22 protein-coding genes and 1 other RNA gene are annotated in these 26,064 nt (G+C 43.7%); 6 read left to right on the top strand and 17 right to left on the bottom strand.

The annotated features are described in order from the left end of the window. Nucleotides 1-4 precede the first annotated feature (4 nt). Together J4N40_RS11640 and J4N40_RS11645 are read left to right on the top strand one after the other, a co-directional pair. Nucleotides 5-772 carry a peptidoglycan binding protein CsiV gene (locus J4N40_RS11640; RefSeq protein ID WP_021707672.1) on the top strand — a complete coding sequence of 256 codons (768 nt, stop codon included), beginning with the start codon at nt 5-7 and terminating at the stop codon, nt 770-772. A 160-nt stretch (nt 773-932) separates the two neighbouring features. Beyond that, nucleotides 933-1,481 (top strand): GNAT family N-acetyltransferase, encoded by a 549-nt coding sequence (locus tag J4N40_RS11645; RefSeq protein ID WP_005387823.1) that lies wholly within the window; start codon nt 933-935, stop codon nt 1,479-1,481. 76 nt (nt 1,482-1,557) lie between these two features. On the opposite strand, the gene J4N40_RS11650 is transcribed toward J4N40_RS11645, so the two are convergent. The 7 genes from J4N40_RS11650 to hinT all read right to left on the bottom strand — a co-directional run bounded on the left by J4N40_RS11650 (nt 1,558) and on the right by hinT (nt 7,770). Continuing rightward, entirely contained in the window at nt 1,558-2,847 is a 1,290-nt protein-coding gene (locus tag J4N40_RS11650; RefSeq protein WP_005378463.1) for an NAD(P)/FAD-dependent oxidoreductase, read from the bottom strand. A 532-nt stretch (nt 2,848-3,379) separates the two neighbouring features. Then, the gene (gene ycfP / locus J4N40_RS11655) at nt 3,380-3,922 is read right to left on the bottom strand and encodes an alpha/beta hydrolase YcfP (RefSeq protein ID WP_005378464.1); all 543 of its coding nucleotides are present in this window, start codon (nt 3,920-3,922) and stop codon (nt 3,380-3,382) included. A gap of 75 nt (nt 3,923-3,997) precedes the next feature. Beyond that, on the bottom strand, nt 3,998-4,879 hold the full coding sequence (gene thiK / locus J4N40_RS11660; protein WP_115385840.1) for a thiamine kinase: 882 nt from the start codon (nt 4,877-4,879) through the stop codon (nt 3,998-4,000). Between the two features lie 24 nt (nt 4,880-4,903). Further along, nucleotides 4,904-5,494 (bottom strand): penicillin-binding protein activator LpoB, encoded by a 591-nt coding sequence (gene lpoB, locus J4N40_RS11665; RefSeq protein WP_005378467.1) that lies wholly within the window; start codon nt 5,492-5,494, stop codon nt 4,904-4,906. 66 nt (nt 5,495-5,560) lie between these two features. Continuing rightward, nucleotides 5,561-5,953 carry a YcfL family putative periplasmic lipoprotein gene (locus J4N40_RS11670; RefSeq protein ID WP_005378469.1) on the bottom strand — a complete coding sequence of 131 codons (393 nt, stop codon included), beginning with the start codon at nt 5,951-5,953 and terminating at the stop codon, nt 5,561-5,563. Next, nucleotides 5,953-7,350 (bottom strand): COG3014 family protein, encoded by a 1,398-nt coding sequence (locus J4N40_RS11675; protein ID WP_025766940.1) that lies wholly within the window; start codon nt 7,348-7,350, stop codon nt 5,953-5,955. Before J4N40_RS11675 ends, J4N40_RS11670 begins: the two co-directional genes overlap by 1 nt. Nucleotides 7,351-7,419: 69 nt before the next feature. After that, on the bottom strand, nt 7,420-7,770 hold the full coding sequence (hinT, locus tag J4N40_RS11680; RefSeq protein ID WP_005378473.1) for a purine nucleoside phosphoramidase: 351 nt from the start codon (nt 7,768-7,770) through the stop codon (nt 7,420-7,422). A gap of 269 nt (nt 7,771-8,039) precedes the next feature. Between hinT and J4N40_RS11685 the strand changes: the two genes are divergently transcribed. Further along, nucleotides 8,040-10,031: a methyl-accepting chemotaxis protein gene (locus J4N40_RS11685; protein ID WP_250654252.1), complete on the top strand. Its 1,992-nt coding sequence runs from the start codon at nt 8,040-8,042 to the stop codon at nt 10,029-10,031. A 163-nt stretch (nt 10,032-10,194) separates the two neighbouring features. After that, entirely contained in the window at nt 10,195-11,355 is a 1,161-nt protein-coding gene (locus J4N40_RS11690; RefSeq protein ID WP_005378476.1) for a DUF1887 family protein, read from the top strand. Between the two features lie 158 nt (nt 11,356-11,513). Here J4N40_RS11690 and udp read toward each other — a convergent pair whose 3' ends face one another. The 7 genes from udp to J4N40_RS11725 all read right to left on the bottom strand — a co-directional run bounded on the left by udp (nt 11,514) and on the right by J4N40_RS11725 (nt 19,812). Then, a complete protein-coding gene (gene udp / locus J4N40_RS11695; RefSeq protein WP_005378479.1) occupies nt 11,514-12,272 on the bottom strand; it encodes a uridine phosphorylase in 759 nt (252 codons plus the stop codon). Between the two features lie 313 nt (nt 12,273-12,585). Further along, nucleotides 12,586-14,892 carry a zinc/cadmium/mercury/lead-transporting ATPase gene (locus J4N40_RS11700; RefSeq protein ID WP_017820006.1) on the bottom strand — a complete coding sequence of 769 codons (2,307 nt, stop codon included), beginning with the start codon at nt 14,890-14,892 and terminating at the stop codon, nt 12,586-12,588. 172 nt (nt 14,893-15,064) lie between these two features. Continuing rightward, nucleotides 15,065-15,484, bottom strand: a complete 420-nt coding sequence (locus tag J4N40_RS11705) for a CBS domain-containing protein (protein WP_005378483.1) — start codon at nt 15,482-15,484, stop codon at nt 15,065-15,067. A gap of 247 nt (nt 15,485-15,731) precedes the next feature. Beyond that, the gene (locus J4N40_RS11710; RefSeq protein WP_104975981.1) at nt 15,732-16,466 is read right to left on the bottom strand and encodes an RNA methyltransferase; all 735 of its coding nucleotides are present in this window, start codon (nt 16,464-16,466) and stop codon (nt 15,732-15,734) included. 212 nt (nt 16,467-16,678) lie between these two features. Then, nucleotides 16,679-16,775, bottom strand: an RNA gene (gene ffs, locus J4N40_RS11715) — signal recognition particle sRNA small type. Between the two features lie 137 nt (nt 16,776-16,912). Further along, nucleotides 16,913-18,916: a GGDEF domain-containing protein gene (locus J4N40_RS11720; RefSeq protein WP_250654253.1), complete on the bottom strand. Its 2,004-nt coding sequence runs from the start codon at nt 18,914-18,916 to the stop codon at nt 16,913-16,915. Nucleotides 18,917-19,068: 152 nt separating this feature from the next. Then, nucleotides 19,069-19,812 carry a VP0952 family biofilm-associated protein gene (locus J4N40_RS11725; RefSeq protein WP_005389942.1) on the bottom strand — a complete coding sequence of 248 codons (744 nt, stop codon included), beginning with the start codon at nt 19,810-19,812 and terminating at the stop codon, nt 19,069-19,071. A gap of 257 nt (nt 19,813-20,069) precedes the next feature. On the opposite strand from J4N40_RS11725, the gene J4N40_RS11730 reads away from it, so the two are divergent. Further along, the gene (locus J4N40_RS11730) at nt 20,070-20,372 is read left to right on the top strand and encodes a DNA base-flipping protein (RefSeq protein WP_005378570.1); all 303 of its coding nucleotides are present in this window, start codon (nt 20,070-20,072) and stop codon (nt 20,370-20,372) included. Nucleotides 20,373-20,402: 30 nt separating this feature from the next. On the opposite strand, the gene J4N40_RS11735 is transcribed toward J4N40_RS11730, so the two are convergent. Further along, nucleotides 20,403-20,837 (bottom strand): YbaY family lipoprotein, encoded by a 435-nt coding sequence (locus tag J4N40_RS11735; RefSeq protein WP_005378572.1) that lies wholly within the window; start codon nt 20,835-20,837, stop codon nt 20,403-20,405. 240 nt (nt 20,838-21,077) lie between these two features. Here J4N40_RS11735 and tesB point away from each other — a divergent pair, with 240 nt between their 5' ends. After that, entirely contained in the window at nt 21,078-21,938 is an 861-nt protein-coding gene (gene tesB / locus J4N40_RS11740) for an acyl-CoA thioesterase II (RefSeq protein WP_005378575.1), read from the top strand. A 68-nt stretch (nt 21,939-22,006) separates the two neighbouring features. Here the strand turns inward: tesB and J4N40_RS11745 are convergent, their stop codons facing one another. Continuing rightward, on the bottom strand, nt 22,007-25,048 hold the full coding sequence (locus J4N40_RS11745; RefSeq protein WP_250654254.1) for a cadherin repeat domain-containing protein: 3,042 nt from the start codon (nt 25,046-25,048) through the stop codon (nt 22,007-22,009). 456 nt (nt 25,049-25,504) lie between these two features. Beyond that, nucleotides 25,505-25,969: an Lrp/AsnC family transcriptional regulator gene (locus J4N40_RS11750; protein WP_025998626.1), complete on the bottom strand. Its 465-nt coding sequence runs from the start codon at nt 25,967-25,969 to the stop codon at nt 25,505-25,507. Between the last annotated feature and the right edge of the window lie 95 nt (nt 25,970-26,064).

A 26,064-nucleotide genomic window follows, 5' to 3' on the forward strand; every position in this document is an offset into this window, starting at 1 on the left:
TCGAATGAGAATACTGATCCCGTTATTGCTTCTATGTGTCTCAATGCCCTCTTGGGCACAGCGCCAATTTGATATTGAAGTGATCATTTTCAAGCGAGCAGTCGACGCTGAAAGCACAACAGAATCTTGGCCGAATCAACTGCCAAAAATCGATATGGAAAATGTCGGTAGCCTAGAGAGTGAATCCTACCGCCGCTCTAAAGGCGTGACACTTTTGCCAAGTTCTTCTTTCCGTCTCAACGCGCAAGAAGCGGCACTAAATAATCATGCCGGCTTTAAAGTGCTTAAACACGTAGCCTGGCGTCAAGGTGACCGAGGTAAATCTAGCGCCCCAATTTTCCGCATCGTTGGCGGGCGAGATTTCTCTGATTCTTATCAAGCAGATGGCCGCCCAATCAATGGCAATCAAACATTTTCCAGCGACGGTTACAGTGAAGAGACGGTCAATGGCCCTTTATATGAACTAGATGGTCGATTCCAAATATACGTACAGCATTACCTCTTCGCCGAAACAACACTAGATCTGCGCGAACCAAGTGTTAGAGAGGTGCGTTTTGAACCAACCTCAACAGAGCAATTGGCGGATGACTTAGGTGAAGTAGATGGTAACGTCCAAGTCGGTAACTTGGCAGAAATATCGCCGACAGTAACCGAAGAGAAATTCCTGAAGAGTTATCGAATGGATCAAAAACGTCGTATGCGTAGCAGCGAGACTCATTACCTAGATAACCCGTTGATGGGTATGATCATTCAAGTTCGTCGGGTTCGATAAGCACGAGCAGTTCGACAAAGCGCAGCAAAGCTGCGCTTTGTTTTTATCTGCTATACCTCAGTTATTCCTAACCAACGCAGAGCAAGGAAAATAGCTGCGTTCAAGTATAAATAGACAGCTTTCAATTTACTTACACTCAACATGGAAGTCGTATTAGTTCATGAGTCCAGACTTTGAAATCATTGCGCCCCGCTTAGCGCTCAAGCTCATCCCTGCTGAAGAAGCACATTCACTACAACGATTACTTGCAGAATCCCCTTCGCTGCACCAATGGCTTGACTGGTGTGATAAAAACGTCACATTGAAAACCGCGCAGGACTTTCTGTTGGCAACCCGTCTTAACTGGGTCAAAACTGAGGCTTTTGGTTTCGGTATCTATGAGCGGCAAAGTAACACTTTGGTTGGAATGGCAGCGGTTAATGAGTTATATCATACGTTTAATATGGCGAGTATTGGTTACTGGGTTGCCGACCGCTATCAACGGCAAGGCTATGCCCAAGAAGCCGTTAAAGCCTTAGCAGAATTCTGCTTCGCAAAGCTAAGTTTAACTCGACTAGAGATTGTTTGTGACCCCGACAACGAAGCTAGCCAAGCCTTAATTGAGTCCGTCGGTGCACAAAAAGAAGCCATCGCCAGAAACCGGTTTATTTTTCAGGGTAAGCCTAAAGATGGCGTTGTGTTCTCACTTTTACCGACAGATCTAACATAAACAAAAAGCCACCGACTTGCGGTGGCTTCTGCATTTTTTAAGATACAACACATCCACACAGAGTGGATTTAAAACCTTAGTGCAGCTTAAGGTTTGGACGCAGCACGCGATTAATGCGGCCGACGAGCATCATCAGACCGGTTTTGAATACACCATGCAACGCCATTAGGTGCATGCGATACAATGAGATGTAAACGACACGAGCAATACGGCCTTCTACCATCATCGACCCTTTAGTTAGGTTCCCCATCAGACTACCAACGGTTGAGAAGCGACTTAGAGACACTAATGAACCGTGATCTTTATATACATAGTCTTTCAACTCGCGCCCGTTGATCTTCGCGACGATGTTACTAAATGCCTGGCTTGCCATTTGGTGTGCAGCTTGAGCGCGTGGCGGCACGAACGAACCGTCAGACTGGGTGCATTGTGCTAAGTCACCAATAACAAAGATGTCATCATCTCGTGTTGTCTGTAGTGTGTTTTTCACTACAAGCTGATTGATACGGTTCGTTTCTAAGCCAGCGATATCTTTAATAAAGTCTGGAGCTTTGATACCTGCAGCCCAAACCATGATTTGAGCTGGGATCTTCTCACCATCTTTTGTAGTAAGGCCATCTTTTTCAGCTTTAGTCACCATAGTGGCGGTGCGCACGTTTACGCCCAACTTCACCAACTCTTGATGAGCAGCAGAAGAGATTCGTGGAGGTAACGCTGGTAAAATACGCTCACCTGCTTCAATCAGATTGACGTTCAACTTGCTAGAGTCAAGATCACCGAAGCCATAAGTGCGCAGCTCTTTAACAGCATTATGTAACTCAGCTGATAGTTCAACGCCAGTTGCACCAGCACCAACAATCGCAATATCGACCGTACCGTTACCGTTTTTGGCGTGCAGCTTTAGGAACTCGTTGTTCATTTCTGTACGGAAACGGTGTGCTTGCTCAGGGCTGTCTAGGAAAATACAGTTTTCACGAACGCCAGGCGTGTTGAAGTCGTTTGATGTCGAGCCAATTGCCATCACTAGAATGTCGTATTCTAGCTCACGGCTTGGCATAAGAAGTTCACCGTGTTCGTCTTTAAGCTCACTTAAGATGATCACTTTACGTTCACGGTCGATGTCTTGAAGACTACCCATTTGGAAGTCGAAGCTGTGGTTTTTTGCATGAGCTCGATAGCTCAGTGCATCTACTCCTTCGTCCAAAGAACCTGTAGCAACCTCATGCAATAATGGCTTCCACAAGTGGCTCGCTTTTCGATCGACTAGCGTAATTTGCGCACGGTTTTTGCGACCTAGAGTTCGACCAAGCTTAGTTGCCAACTCAAGACCACCTGCACCGCCGCCTACAACGATAATGCGTGTCACAATGATTTTCCTCTACAAAAATGAATATATGGGGTTCAGCTCGATGCATGACTCACAAACATTTGTGGCATCCATCCAACCGATGAATTCTTGGTTCTTAGAGGTGTCTCAATTACTTGGATTAAAAAACTGCCACTCACCTTGATTCTTTATCTATCAATGACTTGTCAGGGTTTGGCACGTTTATCTGGTACGCATACGACGCCAGAATTTTTGGGCAAGTTTATTACTCGCTCTCAATTTTTTTTGATATTTATCAAATTATTTTAGTCCGGTTCATTATATAGAGACCAACTTTGAAGGCAACCAAAATCCGTGTAACGAGTACGGATTGACTACTTTTCGACTACTCTACAACAAGGTGTTCGTGCTACATAGGAGGGAAGTAAGAAAACGGTAAGGAGAACACAATATTCAAAGCGTTAAACCAAGAAAATGTGCCTTTCAAAGAGACAGTGGCTCGGCATACTCAAGAGAAGGAATCGCAGCAAAGCAGCCGATAAAAACGCCGCTTTACTGTCTACACTCAACATTAATAAGTATTTTTAAATGCCTTTATCGCTTGTAAATGATGAGAGATTTTTTTGAACTTATGAGACTGAGTTTCATCCCAAATGATTTGATAGTGTTTTTCTAGCTCAGCTGCCGTTTTCGAGTTGTCATGCACTTCATCATCTTTAGAGAGAATCACTAAGCAGTGAGCTTGATTTTTCGCTCGGAACTGATCAACACATTTTGTTGCGATATCTTCGTACTCTTCTGGGCGATCGATTCGACCAGCCATCGTTTTTTCTGGGTGCAAGTTCGGGTTGAACATCACTTGCTTGATACCGCATAGAAAACCAATTCGCTCAGACCAGTAACCACCTAAACCAACCCCACAGATTAACGGGTTTGGGTCATCAGATTGATCGATAACTTTAGACACTTCTTTTAACAAGTGTTGCATGTCGTGCTTTGGGTGAAGGGTGCTGTAATTGATAAAACGAACGTCGTCGTCGATAAATTGCAGTTGAAGAACTTTTTCGTGGTTACCCGGGCTTGTGCTGTCAAAGCCGTGTAAGTAAATAATCATCTGTACCTCTCCCTGTGTGTATCTGGTACTTTTATTAAAACTACCACTATTTCCTTACTGTTAAAGGGGAAAATATCACGAGTTCTCAAAACAGTGATCTTCCATACACAATGAGCCTTTCAACTCATACGCACTGTTTAAGTATTGTTCATCTCCCCACAATTTATAGGCAAGTAGATACCAGAGCATCGCCATCACCAAGGTTCTTGGTTGCCAAGCGTGTACACCTCTCAGCCAAAGAGACACATCTTCGATACCTCGAAGTTGGCAATACTGCTTTACCGCTTCTTCCACAGGCGCATTCGCGACCTGAATAGTTAAGGTCAAATCAAGCCTAGGGTCAGCAATCCCGGCATACTCCCAATCAATGACTTTCACCCCACTCTCCCCTCGCACTAGGTTGTAACACCCCAAATCGAAGTGACATAGGGCAAGCGGAACAGGTGCAACGTTCGGTTCCGTGCGCCACTTCATGTACAAAGCCTCAAACTCCGTACCCACATACTGACCATCAAGCTCAAGCCAATAATGATCGATGCGAGAAATATATGAAAATGGAACCAAAGGAATTGCGCTTATCGGATATTGATGAATCTTCGCCGCAATGGATAATAAATCGCTTAGTGCTAAGCCTGACTCCGTCAGTGCCTCTCCTTCTATCCATTCCACCAGCAACCCTTGCTCATGAATAAAAACTGGCTTGGGGCCAATTTCCAATGAAGAGACTGCATTCAGCACTTGATATTCACTGTGACGAGAAATTGAAAAAGCCTTGCAGACATGACTGGTCGGTCGCCAGATGTATGCAAGGCCTTGAGAAGATTCCAACCGCCAACAGCGGTTGGTTAGCCCCCCGGTAACAGTTTGTACTTTTACCGGAGGCTCCGTAAAGAAGCCATCGAGAGCATTAAGACTCGGATCTAACTGTTTTGCTTGTTGCCAAGAAAACCATGCCATTGATGACTTCTCCACCCTGTTCGATTAAAGACCGAATAGGCTCTTAGATTGCGCTTTACGAATTTCAGTTTCATCCGCCCACTCAATCAAACCTGTTTCTAGGTCCATTAGGCGCATGGTCATCTTGTAGTATACATCTTTATCGCTACCTGCATTTTTCACAATGCTAGATAGGTTGCCGTAAAGCATGTATTGAGCACCAACCATTTTACCAAATTGGATAGCTGTGCTTTGGTTAACAAGCTCATCCGTGTTTTGGAAGTTAAGTTGTTCACGCACAGACTCAACACGATCCATATCAACAAAACGGAACTTACCTGAGTTCAACATCTTAGTAGAGATCGTGTCAGTAATGGATTCAGTGTCAATATGTTCACTGGTTTTGTTCTTAATTCGCTCAACAAAAACGATAGGACGTTGGTCACGAGTAATTGCTGCTACAGAGCCCGACATCATCATGCTATCCACCATTTCAGCCGCGATTTTTTGTAAATCTGTTGAGCCAAAATCGATAGTCGTGGTTTCTGTTGCTTGCGCATCGCCGTAAGAGACTTTGTTAGAACAGCCACCTAAAATGACGGCAAGACCTAAAAGAGCAATAATACTTTTTTTCATGAGAGTTCCTTAGTTTTTCAATACCAGCGCATCGTTAGCGCCGCAGCTTCGGCAGAGCCGTTAAGATTAATCGTCTTGTGCTTCTCTAATTTGCACACGGAATTTTGTGCCATTTGGATTCACAGTAACTTCAGATAACGTGACTTGCTCAAATCCTCGCACAATCATTTTTCGCCACGGACCAGGTTTGGTATTCACTTCTAAACCATTGTTGTCATACCAATAAAATCGGTAAAGAATGTGCTGATCACCTTTGTAATTGCTACTCAGCTGCACGACTCCTCGTGGGCGATCATCAACGTAAGTGGTGGTGATGTTGTCAACTAATAAGCGACTACCTAAAACGTTATCATTAAAAAATACTTTTTGCGTTTGGCCATCAATTCGAATACCAGCCGTGTTTTCGGCGCATCCAACTAAACCAATAGCCATTGCTAAACAAACAAGCCATGCTTTCATTACAGTCTCCCTAGCTGTTTATGCCACACGGTTGAGTGTGCTCCCTGACGAGATACCCATACCAATGTAGTCTGCTGTGCAGGCACTTCAAACTGATAGGTTTGATCACCCAAGTTTAAACTTTGTGTTCCCGGTTTCACGATTTTTGAAGCCGTTTTCACTTGCGCTGGCAATGTTTGCCAACTTCTCGTATCTGGCTGTTCGGTCAATGTGTTCCATACATTGAAAAGTATGTTGCCCACATCATCGCCTTTTTTCGCCGCCTCTTTTCGGATTCGATCTTTTGCCCAAACACGAAGAGCTTGACGGATCACTATTGTAGTAAGACGTTCATTAAGATCGTTTTGCGCCATCGCATTAACATCAGTCAGCGTACTGGAAGGCAATACCTGACCATTTAAAACAACATCGCTAAAACGTTGAGCACCTCGGTTCTGATAATAAGGAAGCGCCAACGAATAAATCGCGCCATTATCGCGACTGTCGTAAATTGGTAAATCAATACGCCACCCTTTCATCGCCTCAACAACACCCTGCTCATCAATAACGATGACTCGCCCTTGTGACTGAGTTAATCCAGAAGGTGCTTTACCATACCGCTTCTCTAGCATGCGCAAGTCTTCACGCATGCCCAGCTTCTTAGCAGCGTATAAGGTGCTTTCCACAACTTGCTTGTTGTCTGGCATTACAGCGAGTGCTCGTCGGTAATCAACATAAGCACTGTTTAAGTCTCGCGACGCTTCATATAACAAGCCAGAAAGATAGAACAGATAACCATTTTGTACCGCGCTTAGTTTTTTACCAGCATCAGGGTAGTTCGCTAACACACTGCCTAAATTGGCAGACATGCCTTGCTTGTTAAGGTCTTTCTCTGCTGCTTTTAGCTCTTTTTCACGCGCCTTTCTTGCTGCTTCCTGAACTTGATTAGCTCGACGCACTTCAACTAGTGCCCCTTCTAAATCGTTTTTCTGTAAGTAATTTAGTCCTAGATACAGGTGCAAAAAGCCAAGTTCGTAATCGGCGGGATGATAGTCTTGGAGATTGTCGTTCACTGCGAGAGAGCCGACGCTCGTTGCCGTGTCTGACACAGATATCGTCGCACGATCTTGTTGAACACGTACGGCACGATCGCTGCTTTCTAGCGCATTCAAACTTGTTGGGTAATCTTCAGCAAGAAAAGAGATGCGACCTTTTTCAAAATTGCCAAGTATCTCGCCACCCACTTCACTTGATTGAAGTTGTTTTGCTTTGGCATATTCCCCTGCAACAACGGCTTGATAAACTTCTTGATTCTGGTTGCTGTAATGACTAAACAGATTGCCCGCAGATAAATTCGCGCAGCCAGAGGCCATTAAAGCCCAGCTCATCAGCCCTAACAGCTTTACACCTAGTTTCACATTTATCTCCACAAATGTGTCATTCGACAGGAAAAAGAAGTGGGTGAATCGCCACCCACTTTTAAAAGCTTAGCTCAATACCATTGGACCTAGAGGGCGGCCGCCTAGTAGGTGCATGTGAATATGGTAAACCTCTTGGCCACCATGTGGATTACAATTAACGATCAGGCGATAGCCGTCTTCAGCAATACCTTCTTCTTTCGCCAACTTTCTAGCAACAGTGAACAAACGCCCCATCATTGCTTCATCTTCAGCTTCTACATCATTCGTTGTTGGGATCAGTTTATTCGGAATAATGAGAATATGGCTTGGTGTGCGAGGGTTAATGTCGCGAAACGCAGTCACCAAATCATCTTGATAAAGGATATCGGCAGGGATTTCCTTGCGAATAATTTTACTAAAGATCGTTTCTTCCGCCATGAGGACTCCATTTTATAAACGTAATTAGACCCCAATTAGTATGCGCCAACCAAAAGCGGAGCTCAATAAAAACAGTGTTCACTTAACATTATTAATCAAATGCTAATTAACGAAGCTTTTTTTGTCGTGTGCGTCATAAAATGCGCATCACAAACTGAATACAATCCAATGAATTTTGTTACTTTTTTAAGACAATTATTATTTTTATACCCAAGTAAATTCAAAAATACTTGGGTAGCTTGTCTATTTTTGGGAGAGGAAGCTCACTTATGCGAGGTTCAGTTATTAAAAGGATGTATGCCGGCTTTGCACTGATCATCATCCTATTTGCCGTCACAATTGCCATTATGATGGGAGGAATGAGTGATATTCACGGAAAATTTGGCACGGTTTCTAAATCATCCCTACCGTTGGTATCGTTATCTAATCAAACCAGTGTTGAGCTGCTTTCTGCCGACAAATCATTTAAAGACTTCCTGACGACAGAGAATAAACAACGCATGGATGAAATGCGTCAGGAATTTGCTAGATCTCAACAGCGCTTCGAATCCACATTGGCTCAACTGAAAACCGCAAGCCAAATCTACCCTTCTCTTGCCGAACCGTTTTCACAGTTAAAAACGTTAGAGCAGAGCTATTTTACAGAAGCTCTAGAGGCCATGGACAACTACGAAGCAATGTTTGCGGCTCAAGAAGAAGTGCAAAAATCCTCACGCCGCTTCCAAAAACTGAATACCGAACTGTCGGTTGGTCTTAAAGAATATGTGGCAGATCAAACCAGCATTTCTGTCAAAGTCATGGCAAAGAGCTACTTTATCAAGTTAAAAGATGCCGAAGTAATTACCTCTGATGCCCTCGCCAGTTCCAACCCTGAGTTTGTTACGCAAGCCGTAGCTAAAAACCGCAAAGCAGTAACGCACTTGAATTACGCATTCCGCGGGTTGGTGACTCAGCTTCCTGAGCTAGAAAAAGCTTTTGGCGAATCTGTAGAGCAATTTACTCGTGACGTTGGTATGCGTGGCGGTGTGCTAGACCAACATAATAATTACCTCAATGCTCGCGCCGCTTTGTATAACAATATCGCCAACCTAGCAAATAAAGTGGATTCAACCATGGCGATTCTTGAGCAATTCACGACAACCGCAACAGATAAGCTCAATGAATCATTGGCAGATGCTGGTGACATATATTCGGCAGGTGTAACGAAAGCCATCATCATTGGCGTTATTGTCGTTTTACTCGCGACAGCGATTGGCTACCACATCGCACAAAGCGTTCGCGAACCGTTGACTCGTATTCTAAAAGTGTTAGAAAGCCTGACTGAAGGAGATATGACACAGCGTATCGACATTCGCTATAACAACGAATTCAGCCGTGTGAGTGGACACATTAACTCACTCGCCGACAACCTTCACGAGATCTTGGTGAAACTCAACGAAGCGTCAGAAAACCTATCGTCAACCGCGACAACCAACGAACGCACCTCTTCGCAAGCACAAATTAAATTGAGCTCTCAACGCGAACAAACAGCAAACGTCGCTACCGCGATGACAGAAATGTCTCATTCAGTGCAGGAAGTCGCGCAAAGTGCGCAAGGCTCGTTAGAAATGGTGCAACGCGTCGAATCTTCCTCTGAAGAAGGCAGAAATGTTATGAGCAGTAATATCTCAACCATTAATCAACTAGAAACACGTTTGAACGAATCGGTTTCCGCAGTTTCTGAGCTACAAAAAATGAGTGGTCAAATTGGGTCTATCCTTGATGTGATCCGCAACATTGCGGAGCAAACCAACCTACTGGCATTGAACGCGGCAATTGAAGCGGCTCGCGCTGGTGAACAAGGTCGCGGCTTCGCGGTAGTGGCAGATGAAGTACGAGTACTCGCATCAAGAACGACTCAATCAACCACTGAAATTGAATCCATGATCAGTAATCTGCAAGCTAGCTCGCAATCGGCGAACCAAGTCATACAAAGCTGTATGAGCGATATGGAGATGTCGGTTGAGCAAGCATCAAAAGCGAACAGCTCAATGGAAGAGATCCAGGCGCTAATCATCGAAATCAGCCAAATGAGTACGCACATTTCACAAGCAGCAGCAGAGCAAAGTGAAACATCAACAGACATTGCTCGCAGCATTGAAGATATCAACAGTATCGCCGATGAAAGTTTCCAAGCCATGTCGAGTATCGCACAAACCAGTGAATCACTGACCCACTTGGCTCATCAGCAAAATGAATTGGTCCACCGCTTTAAGTTATAAATACTTTATAACTAAGAGCATTAATTAGTGCAATCAACTGTATAAGGGCGACTTTTTGTTAAGTCGCCCTTGTTTTTTGTCGGCCATGTCTACATATGATTAATAAGGCCAGCTCATCCCCTTGCACAACTCTTTTCGAGCGGCCTCATAAAAAGGAAAATCTATGGCTGTTCATGTTGGTATTATCGACCAAGACCCAGTGAGATTGGTCACTCCTCTATTAGATAATCGTACGCTAAGCACACATATCGTCTTCATCGGAGACAAGAGCCAGTTAGATATATTTGACCGACTGAGTGCCGTTTTAGATCAACGAGAAATTACTTCTGAATTTTTTGAAATTCCATCCGCTGTTAATACATCTCTGATCAAACAAGCAATTCAAAAACTGGCAAAAGACCTCCATGAACGCGGCGAAGATGTAAAATTGAACGCGAGCTGTGGTCTTCGTCATCGCTTGTTGTCGGTGTACGAAGTTTTCCGTACCTATCGCTGGCCAATTTTTGTGGTTGAGCCTAGTAGCGATAAGCTTTGTTGGTTATACCCTGATGGCAAAGAAGATACCCAAGTCGAAGATCACATTACGATTGCAGATTACCTCACTATCTTTGGTGCACGCGGCGAGTTTCACCACGTTGATTTACCACCTCTTCTTGATAAAAAATTGTATGAACTTGGTGAACGATGGGCCTCAAATGCGCTTGAACTTGGGCCAGGTCTAGCAACACTTAACTACCTTGCAACCACATGCCGCAAAGAACAAAAGCTTGATGTCGAGCTCTCCGAAAAACAGCAGGGCTACCGTGAGCTCAACATGTTGCTTTCAGATTTAGTAGAAGCAGAAATCGCCACCTATGAGAATGGCGTTTTAACGTTTGCAGATGAAGATGCTCGACGCTTTTCAAACGGTGAGTGGTTAGAAACTTTGGTTCACAGCACCGTGAAGCAAATCCAAGACACCATGCCGACGATCCAAGATCGATCGTTAAATGTTCAGGTTTATCGCAAACTTGGTGAAAGTGAAGTACGCAATGAGTTAGATGTCGCAACAGTTGTAAACAACAAGCTGCACATCATCGAGTGCAAAACCAAAGGCATGAGAGATGACGGCGACGATACTTTATATAAGTTAGAATCGCTTCGCGATCTATTAGGTGGCTTACAAGCGCGCGCTATGTTGGTGAGCTTCCGTCCTCTTCGTCACAATGACATTACTCGTGCTGAAGACTTAGGGCTAGCCCTGATTGGCCCTGATGAACTTAAAGATTTAAGAACGCACTTAACGGCTTGGTTTAAAGACGCGGGCGGTTCAGACGAGATCTAGTGCCATTAAGAAAAGCTAAAATTCACAACGATAAAAAGCAGCATTAATGCTGCTTTTTTTTATACCTAAACTTTAGCTGTACGCATTTCTATAAGTAGAAAAAAACCAGAGGTTAGCCTCTGGTTTTTTCTGTTTGTTTAAATGCCAACTATAGCGGCTTAAAGCATTTTACGCGCTGCTTCTACAACCACTTTAATTGAACGCGCTTCCGTCTCTTTCAGAGTTGAATGATCTGGAATCTCTTTTTGTGTACGGTTGATGATAACACCTGCCACACAACCCGCTTTTAAACCTGAGCTCGCACACATTGTTAGCAGTGTTGCAGACTCCATCTCGAAGTTAAGTACGCCCATGTCTTGCCATTCTTGCATAGAGCCTTGGAAACGCTTAACAACACGACCAGAGAACGTATCGTAACGTTCTTGACCAGGGTAGAACGTGTCGCTTGATGCAGTCACACCCATGTGAACTGTAGCGCCAGACTCTTCTACCGCTGCTTTCATTGCGGTTGCTACTTCAAAGTCAGCAACTGCTGGGAATTCCATAGGAGCAAAGTGTAGGCTCGCACCGTCAAGACGAACTGACCCCGTCGTTACGATCATGTCACCCACGTTTACATGCGGTTGAATTGCACCCGTTGTACCAACACGTAGGAAAGTGCGAACACCAAGCTGTGCCAATTCCTCAACTGCGATAGAGGTAGAAGGACCACCAATACCTGTAGAACAAACCACAACAGGTTTACCGTCTAGCTCTGCACGGTATAGCGTGTATTCACGATGGCTTGCTAGAAATACTGGATTTTCCATTTGTTCTGCGATTTTTTGAACACGCGCTGGGTCACCAGGAATGATCGCTAGAGTCGCACCATTAAGATCAGCTTCAGTAACACCTAAATGGAATACAGCTTGAGACATAAGTCGCTCCTTATTGTGGCTTATTTTATGAACAATAAGCTCATTAATCAGTTATTGGGTACAGATGCACTGTAGCGAACCTTTCACCAACATAGAGTGATCACAATCACAATGACAAAATGTAATGAAAATGAAATTTCAAACAAAACTAGTATTGATCACACTTTAAGGGGCGTTAGATCATTTTGTTGCATAGCAATGCGTGATTTCAAGGACGAGAAAAACGTCTGATCGCATCAGGTTAATACGGTTAAAAAAGCCCGATACACGAATGCCTCGGGCTATTAATGAGTGGGATCAATGGTTAGGTCAGTTATTTGATCTGCTTGGACTCAAAACGAAGTAATCTCAACGCATTCAATGTCACCAGTGCTGTTGCACCACTGTCGGCTAATACAGCAACCCACAACCCAGTAACACCAAGTAAACTTGTCACTAAGAATACACCTTTCAAACCTAGCGCTAACGCGACATTCTGACGAATGTTACTTAGCGTCGCACGCGACAGTTCTATCATGGCAGGTAGCTCAATCAACCGGTTGTGTGTTAACGCCGCATCAGCAGTCTCGAGCGCAACATCCGTACCGCCTCCCATCGCAATGCCGATACTCGAAGCTTTCATGGCTGGAGCATCATTGATACCGTCTCCCACCATCGCAACGGTATGTTGTTGTGATAGCTTCTCGACGTAATGCACCTTGTCTGCAGGTAACAAACTCGCTTTATAATCCAAGCCTATTCTATTTGCCATTGCTTCTGCACTTCTCGGGTTGTCACCCGTTAGCATCACCGACGTGACCCCAAGTTCCTTCAACATTGCGATGGCTTGCTGGGCATCTGAGCGCAATGTATCTTGCCATGCGATCACGCCAATGACCTCGTCATCGTAACGAACAATGACAACCGTTTTACCTTGTTGTTCCAACGTAACCACTTGCTCTTTGGCTTCTTGAGAAAGTGGAAAGTCTGCCTTTGAAGGCGTGACCACTTGGACCATTTTTCCATCGACGTAACCAGTGACACCAGAGCCTACTTGCGCGGTTTTATCCAACGCTTCAGGAATAGTAAGCCCCTGCTCTTGCACTTTGGTAACTAAAGAAACCGCTAGAGGATGACTTGAACCAACCTCGATTGACGCAGTTAGGCTAAGTAACTTGTCTTCATCCATATCAAAAGCAAAGACGTCGGTCACTTCTGGTTTACCTTGCGTCAGTGTCCCAGTTTTATCAAATGCGACAGACTCAACCTTGCCAAGCAACTCAAGCGCCGCTCCACCTTTGATCAATGCGCCCCGCTTAGCCGCTGCCGCCAAGCCAGAAGTGATCGCCGCAGGCGTTGAAATGACTAATGCACATGGACAAGCAATCAACAGCAGGGCGAGTCCTCGATAGATCCACGTTTCCCACGGTTGGGCAAATAGTAATGGCGGCGTAACGATAACCATCAGAGACACCAACATCATTAGTGGCGTATACCAACGGCTAAATTTATCAAGAAAGCGTTCTAATGGTGCCTTACGGGATTCTGCTTCTTCAATCAAATGAAGAATTCGATCTATCGCATTCTCGCCCTGACGGGAAGTCACCTGTAAACGAACCACTTTATCGACAACCACAGCCCCGGCCATCACTTTGCCACCGGTTTGATGTTCAACGGGAACAGATTCTCCCGTTAACGCACTTTCGTCAAAACTCGCAAGCGCATCTTGCAAAACACCGTCGGCAGGCAAACGACCTCCGGGGGCGACTTCTATGATATCCCCTGGTTTAAGCTGAGCAGCTGGTACTTCTTTACGCTCTCCATCAATAATTAAAATTGAATTTTCTGGGACTAAGTCCATTAACGCCTGGACACCGCTTCGCGCGCGAGATGATGCATATGCTTCTAACTTTTCACCAATAAGGAAAAGCAATAACACCATTGCGGCTTCGGCGGTTTCACCTAAATATAAAGCGCCGAGCGCCGCTACACTCATTAACGTTTCAATCGCAAAAGGCGTACCGCTACGCGCCAACTTAAATGCTTTGAGCGCGATTGGGTATAAACCAAGTAAACACGTCAAAGTGAATAACCAAGCGCTTATTTGAGGGTCGATCTTAGAAATGACTGCCGCAGTAGCCATTGCACCAGCAATCGAGAGAATTTGGATGTTGTCTCTTATGACGCCAAGCCAGCCTTTCTTTGTAGTGCTTGGTTTTGGAGCATCAAGTGAAGAGAGCGGGAAACCCGTTTTTTGGGCTGTCTGCTCTATCGTAGCTATCAGCTCTAGACCATCAAAATCGACGACCAGTTTTTCTGTTGCAAACAAAACCTTGGCTTGGCTGACGCCTTGTAAAGACGTAATGGCTTTCTCAAGCTTTTGCGCACAAGATGGGCAATCCATACCTGACACAAGCCAAGCGTTCCGAACGGAGGAATTACTCTCCCTTGTGGGATCGTCTTCCTCGCCTGTGTCAACGCTGCAGCCTCCTCCACTACAGCAAGAGCTTTCAGAAACATCAACACTGGCCTGAGAGATATTGAGCGAAGATTTTACTGGCGCACAGCATGACTCGCTTGCACCAAGCGGCACCGCAGTTTTGATTTTGCTAGATTGGCAACCTTGATGTTTTGTACACATAATTTTTTCCTTATTGGTATCGGTGATTTACCTATTGCTAAGGATAAACCTTAGAGTAAGCTCCAAGGTCAAGATAAATTTGTACAGTTCGGCGATAGAAAATAAAAAAGACGCCGAAGCGTCTTTCCAAACCAGTTTAAAAGCAATATTCCGTAAAGTTTAAACAGAGAGGTTAAACGGGATGCTTAAAACACTCATTTAATGTCATTCCTATGGCACGCAGCACGTCTCTTCTTGTGATAACACCAACCAACTTACCTTTGCCATCCACCACTGGATACATTTTCGGCTTTCCAACTTTCATCATGTCAGCCAGTTCAATTACTGACATTTCTGGAGAAACAGATAAGACATCATCATGCATACACTCTTGTACCGTATGTGTATCTTGGCAGTGATAACTTGCTTTCACCAACTTATCTAATAAGTCTTGCTCCGATAAAAACCCAACCACTTTTTCATTTTCATCAATGACAGGGCCACCTAGTGTGACACTTTGCATTACTTTGTTTAAAGCTGCCGAAAGTGACATATCTTTCGTGAAAGTCACCGCTTGCAACGTCATGTAATCTTTTACTTTTAATGAATGCATTCTTATCTCCTTAAGGGCATTTTATTGCGGCCTTTAGATAAGTGTCGCCTAATTTCCTGATTTTACTAAATGGAAAGGAGTAATTTTATTTATAGGCACAGCCTATTGAACTAAAACAAAATTAACTCACCGAACAACATTCACTGTATTTCGTTAAACGCAAGATTCAGCCAGGCTGATTTTTCTAGGCAATAAATACAACAAAGCCAGTCAAATTGACTGGCTTTGTTATTAAGTAATTGTTGCGTTAGCTATGTTGGCGGCGCATGTTGTCTAAAATAATGCCAGTCGCCATCGCGACATTCAGTGATTCGGCACCGCCAAACGCCGGAATCGTGATCTTATCTGTCACGAATTTTGCTGCGGCTTCGCGCACACCATGAGATTCGCTGCCCATCAACAAAATACCTTCAGCAGCGAAATCCGTTTTATGAACGCTCTCTCCCTCCAAAAACGCGCCATATACTGGCAATTTGGCGTGTTCCAAATAACTTGGCAAATCCACCAAACTCACTTGTACGCGGCCAAAGCTGCCCATGGTCGCACTGATCGTTTTAGGATTATAAGGATCAGCACAATCTGTACTCGCAATAATGTGCTTGATGCCATACCAGTCTGCAACACGAATAATCGTACCTAGATTACCAGGGTCGGATACACCATCTAGCGCAATCATCAAGCCTTTCGCTTGAGGCTCTTTTACACTCGGAATTTCAACCACAGCAATGGCCGCATTATTGCTCACAAGCGTGCTCGCTTTGGTCAATTCATCAAGCGATGCTTCAACACAATCAAAACGATTTAGCGTACCAGCATTTTGTTCGAGAAATGCCGCTGTTGCAAAAACCTGCTTCACCTTCAATGAACTACTTGCTAGCTCTAGTACGTTCTTTTCACCCTGAGCTAGGAATAAGCCATGCGCTTTACGCTGTTTCTTTTGACCTAAAGCACGAAGCAGTTTTAATTGGTTTTTTGAAATCATTAAAGTATCCCAGGTGAAAATGGTTATTCGACGAGCGTACCCTAAACAATCTTCACGAAAGTTCGGTATCGAGCGGATGAGATTATAAATTATACCTAAATAACCTCAAGAAGCTTGATCATCAGAAGACGTTGAACACCAAGCGTAGCCAAAATAAAAGAAGGCTCAAAAACGAAAAAAGCCCTGCGATAACGCAGGGCTTTCAAAGGGTGGGACCCCAGCCACATCCCGGCACACAAGTCACACGCTGCGGCTGCTTCCTTCCGGACCTGACCGAGTTCACGAGCTATTGTTGCGAGAGGACCAGAGCCCCATAATTCTTTTCGAGAGGTCTTGCCTCAATCGATGGGGCGATTATTCAGTATCAGCTCTCATAATGCAAGAGCAAAAACCTTGAATTTCATCATTTCATTACCGTTTGAACAAAACTCGATCAATTCATTCCTTTATGATGAAACCGTGCAGTAACGATAAGAGGAGTCGTGCCGTGAGGACTGCTTACTCATGTACATGTCTTCATCAGCCAAATGCATCGCTTGCTCTAAGCTCATGTGCCGTTCCCTTTTTGCAGAGAAACCAATAGAGATACTTATAGACTCCAAATCACTACATAATTTGCCTTTCACGTCGATTCTACTGAGCTCTCTCATTGCTCTAGTTAACTCGGCTTGCGTTGGATAACCCAGCAATATGAACTCATCCCCTCCAATTCGATAACATCTTCCCGACCAGACATAATGAATTTTTAGTGCCAGTAGTTGTAAAACTTCGTCCCCAGCGCGATGCCCATAAGTGTCATTGATTCGTTTGAAATGATTAATGTCTAAGTAAAGTATGGATAGATCTTTGTTTACTCCTTTTCGATACTTTACTTGCAACGCACGACGGTTCCTTAACCCTGTTAAGTTGTCAGTGTTCGATTGACGGTAAAGATAAAGCGAAACACAAATAGCAAACAATAATACAAAGATAAACACAGCTTGTGTTTGCGTCGCTAATCGAATCTCATATTCAAGTGCGGTACGCCAATCTGGGCGTACATCGTACTGAGCAATGATCTTATCAACTTCTAACATCGCTATCGCTCGACTGAAGAAAGGCGCAAGCATGGCTCCTTTTTCATTCGCGACCAATCCAACAGAGAGTTGTGACTCATAAAACTCGCCAATAGCGGTATCCTGCTCTATCGGAACCAGTTCACTGAGACGTAAAAAATGATTGAGCATCGCCGTATCCATCGGAATGTAATCGACTTCTTCATTTAATAGCCCCTGAATGAGCTCTTGTTGAGTACGATAACGTTTGAGTTCTTTTAGCGGTAACAGTTGCGTCATCATTTGATCGAAAAAGTCATCCTTAACTACGCCAATCCGCTCAGATATCAACTGTGAAACATGAGAGTATGTGCTCGGCTTGTAACCTAAACGCTTGACCATCACCGATGCTGGCGCGTAATGGGACTTTGGAAAGTAGCTAAATGCGCGCCGCTCACGGCTGACCGTTAACGGCGCCAAAATTTCGAAATTACCTTGGATAAACTCATGGTACATAGAACCCCAGCTTTCACCAGGCTCACTAATGATCAAGCAGTTTAAAGCCAAGATCTCACAACTTCTCAGGACTACATCAGCCGTCATCCCTTCGACACTACCATCTGCGTTGTATACAACATATGGAAAGATAGATTCGAGCTTAATCCGTATTGGTTCATTAAAATCAAGGGGTAATAAACGAATAGAATCACGCAACGCTGCTCGCTTTAATTCAAATTGATACTGGGAAATTTCTTCGCGAAGCTGCTTTTGCACCGCTTCCCCGTGAATAAACGTAGCGAACGTGTCCAACTCCTCAAGATGATGATCTTTTTTACTGATGATGGATACGGGCTTTATCGAAATCTGATCATTGAGCATCTTGGCGTCAAACCCCTCCATCAGCATCGGCTTGAGCTGGTTAATGGCATCGACAACGCCGTCCACAGCACCTGAACGTAGCAGTGTTACTGCTTGTTCGTGACCTTGATAAGAGATCTGTTCTAGACCAGGGTAGTGTTGTTTAAGTAATTGGGCATAAACTGTATCTTTGGGGACGCCAACACGCGAAATATCACTCAACGTCGAATCTTTTAAGCCAAAGAGGTAGGTATATTCGATATTTGTTGGGCGGGAATAACTAAAACGTTGAGCACGTTCTTGTGTGTAAGTGATATTCGCAGCAAAGTCCGCTTCCCCATTCGCTACTGAATTTAGAATGGCATCAAAGCTGGAGTAGTTTACGTATTGAACGGTAAAGCCAAACTCCTTTGAAGCAGCATTGAAAAGAACACGAGTGACGACATCATCCGCTTCAGTCGCGACTTTATAATGAGCAATTAAAGGGGCTTCGGCTTTTACATTCAAACTCAAGAGGCAACATGCAAAAAGCAACAGTGTTCGAGCAAAAGTTGTCATGACAAACTTATCTTAAATCAACCACTTATATTGTGGTTATTATTATTGGAAGTGTAGTAAATATGAAATGAAGAACATATACTAATCTCCATTTTGTTCCACAACCAATTCGATACTCTGCCGCACATGTCACTTTTTACCTGACTAAAAACTCATAATTCAGCCTGTTCATCGCTACTACGTAAAATATAGTCAGTCATCCAAGCCGTCCCTAACAAACAGATCCAAACCACGAAAACAGGGTTTGGCACATCCGTGGTCGGGCTGACGACTAAAGCGGCAAAACCCACAGTCGGCAATGTCCAACATAATAATTTGCTCCAACGAATGGTATGTTGAAGCTTCGCAAGTGCTTCCATTGACGCTAACATTCCCGTCAAACTTAACGCCATAAGAACGGCGTACGGTAGGCCTGCAATCCACAATGGGAGCAACAAAAACAACGGCCACCAGCTGTGTTTATTGGATGGCGTCCAATGCGCAGCCGACCACCACATCGCCATAACCGCAATGGTTTGAACCACTGTAACCCAAGCAGAACCATCCAGCTTACCGCCTTGCTGTGTGACCATAAGACCAACTTGCAGTGTAAGTACAATAAGACCAGCGGTGAGCAACACACCTAAAGAGCTTCTACGAGAAAATACCACCATTAAAAGTGGGAAAAGGATCAAAACACCAACCGACAAAGCAATTGGCTGCATTGAGAGTGTCGCACCAAAAGCCATCATCGCGCCCAGCAATACTAAGCCAGCGAACCCACCTTGTGGCAGAACCCACAGCGCGGGGATCATAAGTGCAAGAACGGGAATGTCACCCTCGCTCAAACTCATCGCCCGAACACAGACAACAGCGAGTAAGGTCGTAACGAAAAATTGAAGTGTCGATAAAATCATAGCGCCTCCTGGCTTCCCCACCTACTTGGTAACTCAACGGCAAAAACTGGGATTGAAAGTCGTTGAGAGGGTCTAGATTCAAGCTTAGCTTGCGTTTGCTTCATGCTGTTTAAGGCTCATCAACCAACGACACTAAAGAACAGAAAATGTAATTCTTCAAAGTGAGTCGCTGGCAACACAAGGGTTAAGAACCGTTAGCAATATACAAGTCCAATGGTTTACCATTCCTTAGTAACCCAAAATAGACACTTTTGAGTATGGACCAATTTTTAGCGCAAATCTTTGCTGTAATTCACCAAATTCCAAAAGGAAAAGTCTCCACCTATGGGGAAATTGCCAAAATGGCCGGTTATCCGGGCTATGCGAGACATGTTGGTAAAGCACTGGGCAACTTACCAGAAGGCAGTAAACTCCCCTGGTTTAGAGTGGTAAATAGCCAAGGAAAAATATCTTTAAAAGGCAGAGACTTAGAGCGACAAAAAAAGAAATTAGAAGCAGAAGGGATTGAAGTATCGGAAGTTGGCAAAACTTCACTTAAAAAATACAAATGGCAGCCTTAAGCTGCCATTTTTTGTTCTCAGTACGTCGTATTAACGTGTTCCAACTAGACGAATATCTAATTGGTGAGTTTGTGCTTCATCTGTAATAACACCGTTATGTGTGTCGCTGATAAAACGCAGCTTTCCATCTACCTCAATGCGAGCACGAACGCTGTAACGATGGTTTGGTTTGATTTCATTGCTGTCGTAACTCAACTCAAAAGAAAGAGGAACTTGCTTACCTTCTGTTTCGAATGTCTGTTTCGCCAACACTTTTGCTGGCGCATCCGCCAAGGACACATCTTCTAACGCAATAGTAACCACTGCGTTTGGTGGCAAGGCAATCCGCTCGCGATAAGCCACTGTACCTGTAATCGTCTTCATTGACGCTTCTGTAGATTCCATTTCTGTATTTTGAGAAGTTTGGCAACCCACTAACGCAGCCCCAAAGAGTAGAGAAGTAACAAGTAGTAGTGTTTTTTTCATATATTCCTCGAAAAGAGCATTAAACCGAGGCAATTATAGGTGTGGAATATAAAACTGTCTGCTTCCTGTCACTTTATTTGACAATAGTTTGACTGAGTTAGAATTTATCAAACAATTGATTTTGTTTCATAATTGGAACAATACTATTTCTAAGTTACTCAATAGTTCTTAACTATGCCACTTCACAAGAGTGAGGCTGTTGAGGTAACTTGGAATGAAAGACAACGGTGAGGAGACACAATGAGTAAACCACTACGAGAATTGCTCAGCCTACTACAACTCGAAAAATTAGAAGAAGGCTTGTTTCGTGGCCAAAGTGAAAACCTAGGTTTGCCTCAAGTTTATGGCGGTCAAGTAATTGGGCAAGCGCTTTCTGCTGCGCGCTACACCGTTGAAGAAACACGCACGGTACACTCCTTCCATAGCTATTTTTTGTACCCTGGCGATCCAGAAAAACCTATTATTTATGATGTAGAAAATCTGAGAGATGGCCGTAGCTTTAGCACTAGACGCGTAAAAGCAATTCAAAATGGACGCCCTATTTTTTACCTAACCGCATCCTACCATGGCGATCAACCTGGGTTTGATCATCAAAAAGAAATGCCAGATATCCCTGGTCCAGAAAACTTTGCCTCAGAGAGTGAGCTCGCAAGCCATATTGCAGAATTTCTACCCAAACGCTTACGCAAAACATTTTGCGGGGAAAAGCCAATCGAAACTCGCCCCGTTACGGTTATCAACCCTTTGAAGCCCAAAAAAGCAGAACCCAAACAGTACCTTTGGATTCGTGCTAATGGTGAAATGCCAGAGAATCAGCTAATTCACCAGTACCTTCTGGCCTACGCATCCGATTGGGGATTCCTTGTGACAGCAATGCATCCACATGAAGTCTCATTAATGACGCCTAACTTTCAAGTGGCCACCATTGACCACTCTATCTGGTTCCATCGTCCGTTTAAGATGGATGAATGGCTTCTATATGCGATAGAGAGCCCAACGGCGAGCAATACTCGTGGGTTGGTCCGTGGCGAAATATACAACCAGCAAGGTCACTTAGTGGCGACCGCCGTGCAAGAAGGGGTGATGCGCTACACGAAATAGCTCGTGTTCGCCAGACGAAAAAAGGAGTGCTGTTCCGCACTCCTTTTTTAAGGGGTATCAAACGATGATTAATTTGGTTGATACTTCATGTTAATAACCGACCATTCGTAAAGTGATTTCGGGTAACCATATTCGCCTTTCCCGTAAATGACATTTGGGTCGGCATAGAATCCACCTTTATTCGTTGCTAAAAATTCACGAACCCCACGACGGTAAGTAATCACAGGTGCTACTAACTCATACTCTACCTTTTCCATCTTCGAGTCATCAATTATTAAGAACCGAGTCATACGAATCGTGCTGCCGTTGGTGCAGTACCCTGGGTCATCATAGTCAATTGCTTCAAAAGGCTTGAGATCATCTTCGAACAGCTCTGATGTACATCCATCAAATCGAGCTAAGTGTACCCACGCTCCTTTTATTAGAGTTTGGTCATCGTTACCCACCGGCTTGAATGCAAGTAGTGCAATCTTACCTTTGCCGTATAATTTCAATTCTTCGTCCGTTGGCTCACGCACTGAACGAACGTTCATCAAACCAAACTCACTTTCTTCTAAGTTAGAAAACTTACGTGCATTTAGCGTGCTAAACAATACTGTTTGTTCAGTTTCAAGCAATGTATATTGATCCGCAACACCTTCATCTGCAAAGCTTAGATACAGCTGGACTTTCTTACTTTCCAGCGCTTTGTAATCTCGAGATTCTCCTTCCGAAACGTCGAGAGAAATCCAACGTCTTTTTACTGGTGGGAGGTCAAGTAACGTCAGCTCTTCCTTATCAACATCTAATGAAGCGACTCCTTTAATTGTTGAGCTGGATATTTGATAGCTGCGGTTTCCTATTGGTGTACCAAAGTCTAGCTTAACCTTTTTAAATGGTTCAAATTCCACCTTCATTGTAGAAGCACTTAAACCAGGGTGATTCGCTTTGTTAATAGTGCCATTTACGACGATTGTTTTAGCTTTGTAGTTGCGTCCAGTAAGAGTAACCTCTAATTGGTACTCGCCTGCGTGCAAAATCTTCAAACGCCCCGTATCAGGGGAAACTAGCTCGACCACAGGATCTTTTTGGTTAATAAGACGGTAACTTGCCTTCGCAGTCCCACCACTCATCACTGGTGAGATAACACTACCAGCGGAGAATTCTACCGTTGGGTAAGTAACCGATACAGGGTTTGTGCCTTGTTTAATCGTGACCGAGAAGCTACTTTCACCCGGATCCACTTTGTCGTCCCCCGCATCCGAAACAATAATTTTTGTGCTACCCGCGTTAAGAATTTGCATGGCACCCGTTTGGCTGTTTAAGGAAACTACATCTGTTGCTGCGTTGTCTGCAAATCGGTACGTAACTTCCCCAACCGTACCAGAGATTTTCGGCGCAACAAATGTTTGGCCAACCTTCCAAATCTCTTCCACATCGGATTGAACTTCAATTCGGCTCGGCGCACTCAAAATTGTCACGTAGACTTTTTGATCAGGACCAACAGTATAATTCGCGCTCTCTTTTCTGCGCACAGTTAGCGTCGCTTTACCCGCTTTATACACATGGAGACGTCCTTCACTAAAACCACCGACAACATCTGGTGCGGTGTTATCTACAATCTCAATTTGCTCGTCAGCACTCAAACCAAAATCACGATGAAGATCAAAACTGTATTTGTTGCTGTATACAACGTCATAATCGTGCGTTGCCATGGGTTGGCCTTCAGCCTTTGCAACTTTAATGACGACATTAAATTGAATAGGTTGGTAGAACTCCCCACCATCGTCTTCAAACTTAAGGTCGTACTCACCCGCAGTCACTACCTCCAACTTGCCGTCAGTCATTCGTAAGCCATTAGGTAAGCTGCTAACTAGATTTACGTTACCTTTTTGCCCTTTAAACGCCAGAGGGATTGAAAGATTTGGTTGATAGGTAAGCGGCATTTCAATGTCTTTTATAACGGGATGAGGCGCGCGATTAACTTCAAGATCAAAACGAGTTTTGCTTGCAGGATAATTACGCATGTCATGCTCGTAAATTTCCACTTCAGCAGCACCAACACCTTTGATCAGTAATGCTTCACCATTTTCAGTTTTAGCGACAACGTCTTCACCACGAATGATTCTCAGCTCATAGTCACCGTAGGCGTTCGTCACCTTAGGGAAAATTCGTCCACCTTCCTCATAAGTTGTGACGATATCCGCTGCGCTGATTTCTTGACGCTTGCCTTGTTTTACATCCACAAAAAATTGCGCTGTTTGCTGTTTATCCAGAAACGCGTCGCTGTAAGTTGCTGTCGCTTCAACCGTTAATTGCCCAACATTATGAACAAGAAGCAAACCCGTTTCAGGGTCTAGCAGCTCGGCCACCTTGCTGTCTGGTACGCTATTTATGATTTTGTAAGAAATACGTTGCGTTTGAGCTTTATCTAAACGCACTGGTTCTAACGTCAACCCTTCTCGATACTCGTCTTCAAGCAAAGCGAACTGTAATTGCCCCGGAGCTACTGCATGCAGTTTAACCGTAGCGCGAACTTGTTTCGGCAAGTAAAAGTCGTTACCTGAATCGGTAATCAGCACCGATGCCTGACCAACTGAACCTAATGAATATACCGAACCGTTCTCATCAACACGAATCAAGTTATGACCACTTTCTACCTCATAACTCAGTTCGCCTTTTTGGCCACGGACGATCAACGCTTTTCCTTCTGACTCAATCGCATTGAAATTCAGATCACTCACTGAAAGTTCAGTATTGATGCCTCGCTCTACAGTGACAGAAAATCTTGCTTCAGAAGATTCATAAGCAGAGCTACTATCTGTAGCAAGAATCGTCGCCGTTCCTGGGCGCAGAATTTGTAGTATTCCTGAGTCATTAATTTTCACGACATTTGGCGGATTAGAGTCAATGACTTGGTAAGATACCGACCCATGTACATTGCTCAGTTTTGCTTCAGTAACCGTTCCCACTCCTTCAAACTTCAACACCGTGTCTTCCACTTTTAATTGCGGACGGTTCTGCTTTGTTACCGTAGTTGGTGTCTTCGTATTGTTCGGCTTAGAGTCTCCCCCACCGCCACAGCCAGCGAGTAAAGCTGCGAGAAAAAGCAAATAGTAATTTCTGTTCATTTTTAGTAATACTTTGTTACATACAAGATGGGGCGATAATAATACGATGTTTTATTAATCACTATCCCCATTTTTGAGTACTTTATTACTTAAGTAATTGCTACTGTATTCATCCTAAAAACAAATACTCAAAAATAGCGACCAAATTACATGAAAACACAAAAAGCAAACGTTTAAATCAAACTCTTCCATTAATTTAGTAAAAATTAATATTCAATAAAATAAAACATGAAAAAGAAAGAGAAAAAATTGCGTTATTTTTTCTTTCATTATGATGTATAGGATTAATGGACTGTAAAAACAAATAGTTAATGAAAAATAGAAGAGAGAATAAATATCGTTTATATTTGTAAAAATCTGGCAGGAAATAGTTTTAAAAGCATAATCAAACTACCTTTTAACATTTAAAATACTAAAAGGTAGAATTAACATTAGATAGAATTCTTATAGGGCGAGTTATTTTAGGATTGGTAACTCTGTTGTGTATTTAATGGACTCCATAGCAAATGTTGAAGTCACATTAGATAGCCCTTTTACACTATTAACTAACCGCTTATAGAATTCGTCAAAACACTTCATATCTTTGACTAGTACTTTCATCATGTAGTCATACTCGCCAGCCATACGATAAAACTCCATTACCTCAGGAAAGTCACTCACAGTTGTAACAAAATGGTGATACCAACCTTCGGAATGATCAATCGTTTTTAACTGAACAAATGCAATGAAAGATAGCTCGAGCTTTTCTGCACTTAACAACGCCACGCGTTTTTCGATGTAGCCCTCTTCTTCCAACCTTTTCAAGCGCTTCCAGCATGGTGTTGTAGTAAGATTGACTCGCTCAGCCACGTCATTTAATGACAAGGTGCTGTCGGTTTGTAGTAAAGCAAGCAGCTGCTTATCTATTCGATCTAAGCTCATTTCTATAAAACCCATAAAATGTAGAAAATTTTTCTACAGGTATCTTTATTAAGAGTAACAATAGCAAAGTTTTTCTCGGAAATTATAGATAAATT

The sequence above is a fragment of the Vibrio sp. SCSIO 43097 genome (assembly GCF_023650755.1).
Lineage (GTDB): Bacteria > Pseudomonadota > Gammaproteobacteria > Enterobacterales > Vibrionaceae > Vibrio > Vibrio alginolyticus.